The organism is Stenotrophomonas sp. FW305-C-20-S1 (assembly GCF_058783335.1).
On sequence record NZ_JBYTEK010000021.1, the window covers coordinates 1 to 11905 of the forward strand.

At 66.0% G+C, this 11905-nt stretch carries 11 protein-coding genes; 8 read left to right on the forward strand and 3 right to left on the reverse strand.

What is annotated here, in order from left to right; genetic code table 11:
- Positions 1–94: 94 nt before the first annotated feature.
- On the reverse strand, positions 95–550 hold the full coding sequence (locus AC3WTC_RS12640) for a MarR family winged helix-turn-helix transcriptional regulator (protein WP_099783733.1): 456 nt from the start codon (positions 548–550) through the stop codon (positions 95–97).
- Between the two features lie 82 nt (positions 551–632).
- On the opposite strand from AC3WTC_RS12640, the gene AC3WTC_RS12645 reads away from it, so the two are divergent.
- Positions 633–1727, forward strand: coding sequence for an FAD-dependent oxidoreductase (locus AC3WTC_RS12645; RefSeq protein ID WP_492711555.1), 1095 nt, complete (start codon positions 633–635; stop codon positions 1725–1727).
- A 120-nt stretch (positions 1728–1847) separates the two neighbouring features.
- Entirely contained in the window at positions 1848–3617 is a 1770-nt protein-coding gene (locus AC3WTC_RS12650; protein ID WP_492711556.1) for an oleate hydratase, read from the forward strand.
- Between the two features lie 81 nt (positions 3618–3698).
- Here AC3WTC_RS12650 and AC3WTC_RS12655 read toward each other — a convergent pair whose 3' ends face one another.
- Positions 3699–4544, reverse strand: a complete 846-nt coding sequence (locus tag AC3WTC_RS12655; protein ID WP_154880131.1) for an oxidoreductase — start codon at positions 4542–4544, stop codon at positions 3699–3701.
- A 101-nt stretch (positions 4545–4645) separates the two neighbouring features.
- Here AC3WTC_RS12655 and AC3WTC_RS12660 point away from each other — a divergent pair, with 101 nt between their 5' ends.
- The 4 genes from AC3WTC_RS12660 (at position 4646) to AC3WTC_RS12675 (ending at position 7366) form a co-directional block, all read left to right on the forward strand.
- Positions 4646–5599, forward strand: coding sequence for an AraC family transcriptional regulator (locus AC3WTC_RS12660; protein ID WP_223482308.1), 954 nt, complete (start codon positions 4646–4648; stop codon positions 5597–5599).
- A 120-nt stretch (positions 5600–5719) separates the two neighbouring features.
- The gene (locus AC3WTC_RS12665; RefSeq protein WP_088100651.1) at positions 5720–6307 is read left to right on the forward strand and encodes a TetR/AcrR family transcriptional regulator; all 588 of its coding nucleotides are present in this window, start codon (positions 5720–5722) and stop codon (positions 6305–6307) included.
- A 90-nt stretch (positions 6308–6397) separates the two neighbouring features.
- Complete coding sequence (locus AC3WTC_RS12670; protein WP_492711558.1) at positions 6398–6889, forward strand: hypothetical protein; 492 nt, start codon at positions 6398–6400, stop codon at positions 6887–6889.
- Between the two features lie 81 nt (positions 6890–6970).
- A complete protein-coding gene (locus AC3WTC_RS12675) occupies positions 6971–7366 on the forward strand; it encodes a hypothetical protein (RefSeq protein ID WP_033830936.1) in 396 nt (131 codons plus the stop codon).
- 11 nt (positions 7367–7377) lie between these two features.
- Here AC3WTC_RS12675 and AC3WTC_RS12680 read toward each other — a convergent pair whose 3' ends face one another.
- On the reverse strand, positions 7378–8379 hold the full coding sequence (locus AC3WTC_RS12680) for a helix-turn-helix domain-containing protein (protein WP_336027550.1): 1002 nt from the start codon (positions 8377–8379) through the stop codon (positions 7378–7380).
- Between the two features lie 315 nt (positions 8380–8694).
- Here AC3WTC_RS12680 and AC3WTC_RS12685 point away from each other — a divergent pair, with 315 nt between their 5' ends.
- Positions 8695–11271: a TonB-dependent receptor plug domain-containing protein gene (locus AC3WTC_RS12685; protein WP_492711561.1), complete on the forward strand. Its 2577-nt coding sequence runs from the start codon at positions 8695–8697 to the stop codon at positions 11269–11271.
- A gap of 52 nt (positions 11272–11323) precedes the next feature.
- A complete protein-coding gene (gene msuE, locus AC3WTC_RS12690; protein WP_134832429.1) occupies positions 11324–11905 on the forward strand; it encodes an FMN reductase in 582 nt (193 codons plus the stop codon).

Consider the following 11905-nt stretch of genomic DNA (forward strand, 5'->3'; position numbering starts at 1 on the left):
GCCGGCCCCTGGCCGGCAGCCTGGTGGAGCTGGGGGAGTGCAGTTGCCGGCCAGCGGCCGGCACTACCAGGTCGCGCGGGCGATTGGCGGCGTCTCAGTTCTCTGCGTCCTGCAGTGCTGCATGCAGTTTGTCGGTGATCTGCTGCAGCGCGGCCAGGTCATCGGCTGAGAGATGGTCGAGGAAATTCCGGCGCACGCTGGCGACGTGTACCGGCCGCGCTGCGCTCAGCTGGGTGCGGCCTTCTGCGGTCATGCGGATCACCACCACGTTGTCACTGTCGGTGTCGCGCTCGATCAGGCCACGGCCGGCCATGCGGGTGAGCTGGTGCGAGAGCCGGGTTTTGTCCCATTCCAGGTAGTCCAGCAGTTCGCGCTGGCGGCGGCAGCGGTCCTTGGCCTTGCTCAGTTCCATCAGCACGACAAAGTCGGCACTGGAAAGCCCGGTGCTGCGGGTGATGTCGTGGACGATGCGGCCGGAGGTGATCTCGGCCATGCGCCGGAAGCCGCGCCAAGCGGCCCACTCGTCAGGGGTGATGGTGGGTGGGGTCATGCGCTCACGTTGCCTGCGGTTGGTTGACGTGTCAACTCGAACGTTCTACGGTTGATGTATCAACCGACCAGCAGGCCACCTCATGCCGCACCCTCCACGTATCGCCATCATCGGCGCGGGCCCCGCCGGCCTGACGGCTGCGCTCATCCTGCATCGCGGTGGCCACCGCTTGAGCGTGTACGAGGGCGAGTCGTCCGGGCAGCAGCGCACCCAGGGCGGCACGCTGGACCTGCATGAGGATTCCGGCCAGGTGGCGCTGCAGCGCGCTGGTCTGCTGGAGGCGTTCCGGGCGGTGGCGCGCCATGAGGGCCAGGAGGCGCGGATGGGGGATCCGTGGTCCGGGGCGATTACCGCGGGTGGGTTCGGGCCGGAGGGAAGCATGGACAAGCCGGAGATCGACCGTGGCGACCTGCGCCAGCTGCTGCTGGATGCGTTGCCGGCCGACGCGGTGCAGTGGGGCCATTGCTTGAGCGAGATGGAACCTGCAGATGCCGGCCGCCACAACCTGCGCTTCGCCAATGGCGTGCAGGCCGAGGCGGACATCGTGATCGGTGCCGATGGTGCGTGGTCGAAAGTCCGCGCTGCGTTGAGTGCGTGCCAGCCGCTGCCGACCGGCATTACCTTCTTCGAAGGATGGATCGCGCAGCCTGCGGCGGATATCGCGGGCATGGTGGGGCAGGGCAGCTTGTTCTGCTTTGGCGGCGAGGAAGCGCTGTTCGGTCAGCGCAACAGCGGCGATCGATTCTGCGTGTATGCAGCGCTGAAGCGGCCTTCTGATTGGCTTGATGCGCAGATCGCGCAGCAAGGCATGCGCGCGCTGGTGACAGGCAGCTACACCGGCTGGGCACCGAACCTGCGGCGGCTGCTGGAGGCGTGCACTGACTTCGTGCGGCGGCCGATCTACAGCCTGCCGGCGGATTTCCGTTGGACACCGCGCAACGGCGTGACGCTGATCGGCGATGCTGCCCATCTGATGCCGCCGGTGGGCGTGGGCGTGAACCTGGCGATGCTGGACGCGTCGGATGTGGCGACGGCGTTGTGTGCGCAGCCGGATGCAGTGGGTGCCATTCGCCACGCCGAAGCCATTGTCTGCGAGCGTGCCAGCGCGCTGATGCCGGACGCTATCAACGGGTTCCAGCGCTGGTTCACTACCGAGGCGACCGCTGACGGCGGTTGAGGCCGCTGGAAACGCGATGACAACAAGCACCTGCGTCACTGCGTCGCAGTCTCTCTGCAGGATGCGGTACATCGGTTCGGCGCTAGAGTGGGGGCTACCCCATCCAGGAAGGAGACGCGCATGTACTACAGCAGTGGCAACTACGAGGCCTTCGCGCGCCCGCGCAAGCCGCAGGGCGTGGACAACAAGACGGCCTGGTTCGTGGGTTCGGGCCTGGCTTCGCTGGCCGGTGCGGCGTTCCTGGTGCGCGATGGGCGCATGCCCGGTGAGCGCATCACCATCCTGGAACAGCAGCAGATTGCCGGTGGCGCGCTGGATGGCCTGAAGGTGCCGGAGAAGGGTTTCGTGATCCGTGGTGGCCGCGAGATGGAAGACCACTTCGAGTGCCTGTGGGATCTGTTCCGCTCGATTCCGTCGTTGGAAATCGACGATGCCAGTGTGCTGGACGAGTTCTACTGGTTGAACAAGGACGACCCGAACTATTCGCTGCAACGTGCCACGATCAATCGCGGCGAAGATGCACATACCGATGGCTTGTTCACCCTGAGCGAGCAGGCGCAGAAGGACGTGATCGCGCTGTTCCTGGCCACCCGGCAGGAGATGGAGAACAAGCGCATCAACGAAGTGCTTGGCCGTGATTTCCTCGACAGCAACTTCTGGTTGTACTGGCGCACGATGTTCGCGTTCGAGGAGTGGCACTCGGCGCTGGAGATGAAGCTGTACCTGCATCGTTTCATCCACCATATCGGCGGGCTGCCGGATTTCTCGGCGCTGAAGTTCACCAAGTACAACCAGTACGAATCGCTGGTGCTGCCGCTGGTGAAGTGGCTGCAGGAGCGCGGCGTGCGGTTCCAGTACGGCACTGAAGTGACCGATGTGGACTTCGCGCTGCAGACGGGCCGCAAGCAGGCCACGCGCATCCACTGGACGCGGGATGGACAGGCCGGTGGCGTGGACCTGGGCGCGGACGATCTGGTGTTCATGACGATCGGCTCGCTGACCGAGAATTCCGACAACGGCGACCATGACACCGCCGCACGCTTGAATGAAGGCCCTGCACCGGCGTGGGACCTGTGGCGGCGCATCGCGGCCAAGGATGCCGCGTTCGGGCGCCCGGATGTATTCGGTGCGCATATACCGGAAACCAAGTGGGAATCGGCGACGGTAACCACGTTGGACGCGCGCATTCCGGCGTACATCGAGAAGATTGCCAAGCGCGATCCGTTCAGCGGCAAGGTGGTGACTGGTGGCATCGTGAGCGTGCGTGACTCGCGCTGGCTGATGAGCTGGACGGTGAACCGGCAGCCGCACTTCAAGAACCAGCCGAAGGACCAGATCGTGGTGTGGGTGTATTCGCTGTTCGTGGATACGCCGGGCGATTACGTGAACAAGCCGATGCAGGACTGCACGGGCGAGGAGATCACCCGCGAATGGCTGTACCACCTGGGTGTGCCGGTGGAAGAGATCGACGAGCTGGCGGCGACCGGGGCGAAGACGGTGCCGGTGATGATGCCGTACATCACCGCGTTCTTCATGCCGCGCCAGGCCGGTGATCGCCCGGATGTGGTGCCGGAGGGCGCGGTGAACTTCGCCTTCATCGGCCAGTTCGCCGAATCGAAGCAGCGCGACTGCATCTTCACCACCGAGTATTCGGTGCGCACGCCGATGGAAGCGGTGTACACGCTGCTGGGCATCGAGCGCGGCGTGCCGGAGGTGTTCAATTCCACCTACGACGTGCGCAGGCTACTGGCAGCGACCGGGCGTCTTCGCGATGGCAAGGAACTGGACATTCCGGGGCCGGCGTTCCTGCGCAACCTGCTGATGAACAAGCTGGACAAGACCCAGATTGGCGGGCTGCTGCGCGAGTTCGGGCTGGTGCAGGAGGACTGAGCGAGCGGGGCGTCGGGGGGCGCCGGGCCATGCCCGGCGGCTTCTTTTGGCGCGGCTTCGCTCGCCGGGCATGGCCCGGCGCTACCGCAACGCCGCGTTGTCGGTGGAGCGGCTGAGGTTCTCCCAGGCATCGATGCGTTCTGTCATGGCGGCCAGCTTGCCGCGTACCAGTTGCAGCGCGTCGCTGCCCAACAGCAGATGCGTGGGTGGGTTGGGGGTGTCGATCACCTGCAGCATGGCTTGCGCGGCCTTGATCGGGTCGCCCAGCTGATGGCCGCTCTTTTCCTCGCGTGCGCTGCGGATCGGATCGAACAGCGCGTCGTAGTCGCCGATGCTGCGCGAGGCCCGCACCATCGAACGGCCAGCCCAATCGGTGCGGAACGAGCCCGGCGCGATCGCGGTCACGTGGATGCCGAACGGCGCCACTTCCTTGCCCAGCACCTCGCTGATGCCTTCCAGCGCAAACTTGCTGCCGCAGTACCAGGCGATGCCTGGCAAGGTGATGAAGCCGCCCATGGAGGTGATGTTGAGGATGTGGCCGCGGCGGCGCGCGCGCATGTGCGGCAGCACGGCTTTGATCAGCGCGGCGGGACCGAACACGTTCACTTCGAACTGATGGCGCAGTTCGTCCAGCGTGGATTCTTCGAGGATGCCTTCGTGGCCGTAGCCGGCGTTGTTGACCAGCACGTCGATGGCGCCGATGTCGGCTTCGACGGTGGCCACCAGTGCATCGATGGCCGCGTCGTCGGTGACGTCCAGCAGGCGGCCGAAGGCGCGACCGGGGGCGAGCGCCGCAAATTGCTGGCGGGCAGATTCGCTGCGCACGGTGCCGACCACGCGATGGCCGGCCAGCAGGGCCTGCTGGGCCAGGGCGCGGCCGAAGCCGCTGCTGACGCCGGTGATGAGGAGGAGGCGGGATACGGTCATGGCTGAGGGCTCGTGGCTGGGGAGTTGCACGTTAGTGATTGAGCGCGCGGCCGCCCAGGCCTAAGCTTCGGGCTTTCTTGCCTATTCCTCTGGGACGCCCGATGCGGTCGGCCGATGATCCGCTGCAACATCCCGCACAGGCGCGCATGGTCGGCCTGCTGCAGGCGTTGGCCGTGGACGAGGGCTACACGCTGACGGCAGTGCCCGGGGTGCGGCTGCTGCGCTCCAACCGTCCCTTGGCGCGCACGCCGGTGCTGTACGACCCCGGCATCGTGATCGTCTGCCAGGGCGTGAAGCGTGGCTATCTGGGCGGGCAGGTCTATCAGTACGACGCGCAGCACTACCTGGCGGTGTCGGTGCCGGTGCCCTTCACCATGGAAACCGAGGCCACGGCCGAGGCGCCGCTGCTGGCGATCTACCTGCATCTGGATCTGCAGCTGGCCGCAGATCTGCTGATAGAACTGGGCGAGCGCACTGCCAGCACCGAAGCGCCGGCAAGAAGCATGATGTCCAGCCCGATGCAGCCTGCGATGCAGGCCACGGTGCTGCGATTACTGGAAGCGCTGGCCGATCCATTGGAGGCCGACGTGCTGGGGCCCTCACTGGTGCGCGAGCTGTATTTCCGGGTGCTGACCGGCGCACAGGGTGGGGCGCTGCGCGAGGCGCTGGCGATGCGCGGGCGCTTCGGCCGCATCGGCAGGGTGCTGCGGCATATCCACGCGGCCTATTCGACGGCGCTGGATGTGGATGCGCTGGCAGCGCAGGCGGAGATGAGCGTGGCCACGTTCCATGATCACTTCCGCAGCATTACCGGTACCTCGCCGATGCAGTACGTGAAGTCCACGCGGCTGCACCAGGCGCGGCTGCTGATGTTGCGGCAGGGCATGACGGCTGAGGCGGCATCGCTGGCGGTGGGGTACGCCAGCCCGTCGCAGTTCAACCGGGAGTTCAAGCGTTTGTTCGGGTTGCCGCCGGCGGCCGAGGTGGCGCGCATGCGGCGAAGTTTTGCGCTGCCGCCGGCGCCGGCCGATGCGCTGTATGTGTCTTCGCACTGACCGCTGCGCTCGCCGGGCATGGCCCGGCGCTACCAGGGAAGACCGTGTCAGGTAGCGCCGGGCCATGCCCGGCGAACGAGTCGGTTGACAGGGTGTCTACCTACTAGTAGGTTTGTACCCATGAAAGAGTCACTGTCCCCCAAGGCCCACGAGATCCTGGCCCACGCCCGTTCGCTGCTGGAAGCTGGTGGCTACAACGGTTTCAGCTATGCCGACGTGTCCGCGCGGGTGAACATCAGCAAGGCCAGCATCCACCACCATTTCCCCAGCAAGGCGGATCTGGTGCGGACGGTGGTGGAGCTGTACCGGGCAGAGGCACGGGAAGGCCTGGCGCTGCTGGACCGGCAGCTGGGCGATCCTTTGTTGGCGCTCAACGCCTACGTGGATTACTGGTCCAGCTGCATTGCCGGTGGCACCTCGTCGTTCTGCATCTGCGCGATGCTGGCGGCCGAAGCGCCGATGATCCCCGACGAGATTGCCGATGAAGTGCGCGGGCATTTCGAGGATCTGAGCGGCTGGCTGACGATCACGCTGGAAAAGGGTGCGGCGCAGGGGCGGCTGAGGCTGCAGGGCACGCCTGCGGATGAGGCCAAGGCGTTCATGGCCTCGGTGCACGGCGCGATGCTGGCCGCGCGTGGGTTTGGTGATGCGGCGACGTTCGCGGCGCTCGCACGGTTGTCGATTGCCCGGCTGGTGCCGGCGGTCTGAATGTTTCGACGAAGGCCTGCGTGGAGCGGGCCTTCTTTTTGTCCGTATAACCTACCTACTAGTAGGTTCAGAACTCCAGCAGAGGTCGCCATGAGTCATCCGCTTTCTTCCTTGGGCATCGTGCACACCGCGATCAGCCTGGTTCCCATCGCTGCCGGCCTGTTCGGTTTCATCCGGTATCGGGCCATTGATCCGGCTACACGCGCCGGCAAGCTCTATCTGCTGGGGCTGGTGCTGTCGGTGGTGACCTCGTTCACCGTCTCCAGCACCGGGGGCCTCAATCCTGGCCACGCGTTTGGTGTGGTGATTCTGCTGATTGCGTTGGGTGGGGTGTTGGCGGCTCGGTTGCGGTTCCTTGGGCGGTTGGCGCCCTATCTGTCCACGTTCGCGCTGTCTTTCAGCTTCCTGCTGTCGCTGGTGCCAGGCGTGAATGAAACGCTGACACGCTTGCCGGTGGCGCACCCGATTGCGGCTGCACCGTTGGCGCCGGTGATCCTGCAGACGTTGCTGGGGTGCGCGGTGGTGTTTGCGATCGGATTCGTGGCGCAGTGCTGGCGGATTCGCGCGCGGACACGACTCTGATGCGGTCGAACAGACGCTGTGCCCATCGCGGCAACGCTCTACAATCCTGTCCAGGGAAGCTGCTTATCCACGGATCAGGTGATGAGAAAGAGCGAACGACTAAAGTTGGCCTTGGAATTGTTCGAAGGAATGCCGCCAGCGCAGGACGCAGCGGCTGCGATGAAGCAGCTTGGCGAAGCGCTTCGGAGTGTGGAGGTTGAGCACTCCGGGTTTGCTGACTATTCCATCCAGCGCGGGTATGCCAACGCGCAGCTCCATTTGTTTCCCTACTACGCGGAAAGTCCGTTCTGGCGGCATCACCCTGACGCGGAGCACACCTTGGTCTGCCAGTTGACGTCGCACTATGCGGTGTTCGGCAGCGAGGGCGGCGTCGCCATTTTCACGCGCGACAACTGCGTCGGGCGGGACTTGGTGTTCTGCAAGCCGAGGGGCATGCTCCCGGTTGGCACACGCGATGTGCGTCTGTGGCCTGAATAACCGGGCGGCGCTCAGCAACCCACCAGCCGGTCGGCGCTGAGGCCACTGCGGTGCTGGTTGCGGTATTCGATGGGGCTGGCGTCGACCATGCCGCGGAAGTGCCGGCGGAACGATTCCTGCGATCCGAACCCGGCCTGTTCGGCCACCCATTGCAGCGGACGGTCGGTGGTTTCCAGCAGTTCGCGTGCGTAGGCCACGCGTTCGCGGATGAGCCAATCGATGGGCGACAGGCCGGTGGCTTCGAGGAACTGCCGCTGCAGGGTGCGCTGGCTGAGTGCGGCCTGTTCGGCCAGGCTGCCCAGCGAATGCGGCTCGCGCAGGTTGCGGCGCATCCATTCCATCAGTTTCGCCAGCCGCGTGGGCTCGCCCAGCGGGATCGCGCGGCTGACCCGCTGGCTGCGTTCGGCATCGCGCCAGGGTGCCAGCACCAGCCGTTCGGCCACCAGATTGGCCACGCGTGCGCCGTAATCCTTGCGCACCATGTGCAGCATCATGTCCATGCCGGTAGCCGAGCCGGCCGAGGTGATGATGCTGCCGGCGTCCACGTACAGCACATCGTCGCGCACGTGGATACGTGGGAACTCGCGGGCGAGTGTGTCGGTGAGCCGCCAGTGGGTGGTGGCCTGGCGACCATCGAGCAGGCCAGCCCAAGCGAGCACGAATGCACCGGAGCAGATGGACGTGATGCGTGCGCCGCGCGCGTGGGCGCGGGTGAGGGCATCAAGCAACGCCTGCGGTGGGCGCTCGCTGGGTTCGCGCCAACCGGGAATGACGATGATGTCGGCGTCGTCGACGGCGCTCAGATCGTAGGGCAGCTGCACCTGCGCGCTGCCGAGCATGCGCAGTGCACCGGGCTCGCCAGCGCAGAGCTGGGTGCGGTACCAGGCCACGCCCAGTTCAGGGCGGATGGGTGCGAACAGGCCGACCGCGCAGCCGAATTCGAACAGGCCCTGGCCGTGGCAGGCCACGATGGCGACGGTGGGCGCGGTCGGATCGGCAGGCAGGGTGGGCATGGCTTGATGCTACCGACGCAGGCACGTGCCGCTGAGTGGCGCGCGGGCATGAGGTGATGCCCGCAGGGTATATGGAGGCCTGGGTCAGATCCTTTCCGCAGGAAGGGCTCTGACCCTGCGGATTCGCGTGTATGGGGTCAGAGCCCTTTCCTTTGGAAAGGAATCCGACCCGGTGTGTGCAGGCTGCGTAAGGTCATTACCAGCAGTCATGTGGCTGGCGCGATGTGACGGTCACATGACGCGATATCCGCTGTTGCGTGTTGGGCGTGGGCTCTTGAATGGAGGCGTGTCTCCGGCCCACCCCCACGAGCCCCCATGCCTGCTGCCCACATTCCTGCGCTGTCCACGCTCTCCCTGCTGATTGCCGCCACTCTTGCCGCTGCCCCGGCGTATGCGGCTGAGGCCGATGCACCGTCGGCGACCACCGCCACCTCCGCCAACCTTGCCGCGTCCACGCTGGATGCGGTGGTGGTAACCGGTTCACGCACCAGCACGCGCACGGTGAAGAACAGCTCGACACCGATCGACGTGATCTCTGCCGAGGATCTGGCCGCGACCGGCCAGGCCAACCTGCTGGAAGCGCTGCAGCGCAGCCTGCCATCGCTGAGCCAGATCGGCGGTTACCAGAGCGACCAGGAAAGCCTGATCCGCGGTTACCAGCTGCGCAACCTGTCGCCGGGTTACACGCTGGTGCTGGTGAACGGCAAGCGCCGCAACGCCAGCGCGTATGTCAGTGGCGCCAACGGTGGCGGCTATCCCGGCCATGCCTGGGCCGATCTGGCGCTGATTCCGGTGTCGGCCATCGACCATGTGGAGGTGCTGCGTGATGGTGCTTCGGCCATCTACGGTTCGGACGCGATCACCGGAGTGATCAACGTGATCCTGAAATCGCAGGCACACGGTGGCGATGTCTCGGTGGAGAGCGGGCAGAGCACCGACGGCGACGGCAGCCGCACCAGCGTGCGCGCCAACATCGGCCTGCCGTGGGGCGAGGATGGCTTCATCAACCTGTCCGGCGAGAGCACGCGCCAGCACCATGCGATCCGCACGCGGCGCTACATCGACGGCTACCTGAGTTATCCCGCCGTGGATGGCAACGGCAACCTGGTGGCGCTGCGTCCAAACAACCGCTTGCCGGCTGGAGCGACGCCGAACCCGGCCGAGGCCGGGCGCGATGCCGAGGCCAACATCATCCTCAGCTCGCCGTCGTATGCGCTGAAGGCCTTCGCGGTGAACGTGGGCCATGGCCTGGGCGAGAACGCCCAGTTCTACGCCAATGCGACCGCCAGCGACCGCACCGCGCAGGCGATCCAGAACTTCCGCCTGCCGGCGACGATCTTCACCACCTACAAGGCGCCGGGCGTGCTGAGCGTGTTTCCCGATGGCTTCCTGCCGGTGCTGGAAACCAAGGAGAAGCAGTACACCGGCACGGCCGGGGTGAAGGGCCAGGTTGCGGGGTGGGACTACGACTTCAGCCTGACCGGCAACCGCAACACGGTGCGCACCTACACCCGCAATTCGGTGAACTACTCGCTGCCGTACCCCGGCTCGCCGACCGACTTCTATGACGGCAAGCTGGATTACCAGCAGGGCATCGCCAACCTTGATCTGCGTCGCGGCTTCGAGGTGGCGGCCTTCGCATCGCCACTGGAAGTGAGTGCCGGTGCCGAGTACCAGCACGAACAATACGAACGCGGGGCAGGGCAGTGGGAGTCGTACACCGGCTTCGGTGCGGCCGCCTTCGTGGGCTATTCGACCGCCGATGCGGTGAAGGCCACCCGCAACAGCAAGGCGGTGTACGCAGGTGCAGCCACCAACATCACGTCGCGCTGGTACCTGGATGCCGCCGCGCGCTGGGAAGACCACTCGGACTTCGGCACGGTGTCGACCGGTCGGTTGACCACGCGCTTCGACTTCACCGATGCGCTGGGCGTACGTGCCACGGTCAGCAATGGCTTCCACGCGCCGAGCCTGGGCGCGCAGTTCTACCAGGCCACCGGCAGCTGCCCGTGCGGTACCACGCTGGTGGCGCAGGTCGCTTCGCCGGCGGCGGTGGCGCTGGGCGCTACGCCGCTGAAGCCGGAGAAGGCCACCAACTACAGCCTTGGCGTGACCTGGGACCCGAGCCCGGCCTTCCATCTGGCGGTGGATGCGTACCAGATCGACATCCGTGGCCAGCTGGGCCAGTCCAGCCAGATCGGCTACAACGCGCAGGACCCGGCGCGGGTGACCGACAACAGTGGCACCGTGCTGACCGCCGCGCAGAAGAACACCATCGACGCGCTGCTGGGCACGGCCGGTATCAGCATCCTGCCCGGTGATGCGTTCTACGCCAGCTACTTCACCAACGTGGGCGACACCCGCACGCGCGGCGTGGAGCTGACCCTGGAAGCCAACCAGGAAACGCAGTGGGGCAAGCTGCGCTGGAGCTACGCGGCCAATGTGGGCCGCACCACCATCCAGAAAGTGAGCGCGATTCCGCAGGCGTTGCAGGGGTTGCCGAACATCAACCTGCTGACCAAGTCGAGCGAGTACGCGCTGCGCTTCCGCACGCCGTCGTACACGCAGGTGGCGGGGCTGGGCTGGCAGAACGGGCGCTGGCGTTCGAACGTGGACTTCACTTACTACGGCCCGATCAAGCGCCTGAACAACGGCGTGGAGTACAAGCAGCCGCCGGTGCTGGTGACCAACCTGTCCGGTGGCGTAGAGCTGGGCGCGGGCTGGAGCGCGGCGCTGGGCATCAACAATCTGTTCGACAAGCGCACCCGCAAAGTGCCCGCGTACGCACGCAGCGCCACCGATGTGGCCAGCATCGAGACCACCTGGGACAGCGGTGATGTGCTGAGCAACGTCGGGACGTTCTGGTACGGGCGCGTCAATTACCGGTTCTGAGGTTCATGTGAAACGTCGCCGGGCATGGCCCGGCGCTACCGAGGAGGGGGTCATGTCTTCTGCATTGAAGGTGGTTGCATTGGTGGGGTCGCCGACCAGTTCGGCGACGTCGCGCACGTTGCTGCTGGTGCGGCATCTGCTGGAAGAACTGCGCGAGCGGATCAACGTCAGCGTGGAGCTGGTCGAGCTGGCGCCGATCGCGCGCTCGCTGGGGCAGGCGCTGCAGCGTAGTGAAGTAGAGCCGCAGGTGGAGCGCGCGCTGGCCACGATTGAATCGGCGCAGCTGCTGGTGGCGGCCGCGCCGGTGTATCGCGGGTCCTATCCGGGCCTGTTCAAGCACCTGATCGACTTCATCGGGCTGGACGCGCTGGTGGATACGCCAGTGCTGCTGGCGGCTACCGGTGGCAGTGAGCGCCACGCGCTGGTGATCGACCATCAGCTGCGGCCGCTCTTCAGCTTCCTGCAGGCGCATACGCTGCCGATCGGGGTGTATGCCACGCCGGCCGACTTCGACGGCGACCGGATCAACAGCGCTGCACTGCAGGCACGCATTCAATTAGCGGCCGAGCGTGCAGCGGGACACGTGGCGCACGTGGCGGCAGCGCTGCCCGCGCCGCTGCGCAGGATCGCCTAG

Excerpts from the sequence above, each read along its gene's own strand:
- AC3WTC_RS12645 (WP_492711555.1), top strand. The coding sequence starts at position 633 with ATGCCGCACCCTCCACGTATCGCCATCATCGGCGCGGGCCCCGCCGGC.
- AC3WTC_RS12685 (WP_492711561.1), top strand. The coding sequence starts at position 8,695 with ATGCCTGCTGCCCACATTCCTGCGCTGTCCACGCTCTCCCTGCTGATT.
- AC3WTC_RS12670 (WP_492711558.1), top strand. The coding sequence starts at position 6,398 with ATGAGTCATCCGCTTTCTTCCTTGGGCATCGTGCACACCGCGATCAGC.
- AC3WTC_RS12680 (WP_336027550.1), bottom strand. The coding sequence starts at position 8,379 with ATGCCCACCCTGCCTGCCGATCCGACCGCGCCCACCGTCGCCATCGTG.
- AC3WTC_RS12650 (WP_492711556.1), top strand. The coding sequence starts at position 1,848 with ATGTACTACAGCAGTGGCAACTACGAGGCCTTCGCGCGCCCGCGCAAG.
- AC3WTC_RS12660 (WP_223482308.1), top strand. The coding sequence starts at position 4,646 with ATGCGGTCGGCCGATGATCCGCTGCAACATCCCGCACAGGCGCGCATG.
- AC3WTC_RS12675 (WP_033830936.1), top strand. The coding sequence starts at position 6,971 with ATGAGAAAGAGCGAACGACTAAAGTTGGCCTTGGAATTGTTCGAAGGA.
- msuE (WP_134832429.1), top strand. The coding sequence starts at position 11,324 with ATGTCTTCTGCATTGAAGGTGGTTGCATTGGTGGGGTCGCCGACCAGT.
- AC3WTC_RS12640 (WP_099783733.1), bottom strand. The coding sequence starts at position 550 with ATGACCCCACCCACCATCACCCCTGACGAGTGGGCCGCTTGGCGCGGC.
- AC3WTC_RS12655 (WP_154880131.1), bottom strand. The coding sequence starts at position 4,544 with ATGACCGTATCCCGCCTCCTCCTCATCACCGGCGTCAGCAGCGGCTTC.
- AC3WTC_RS12665 (WP_088100651.1), top strand. The coding sequence starts at position 5,720 with ATGAAAGAGTCACTGTCCCCCAAGGCCCACGAGATCCTGGCCCACGCC.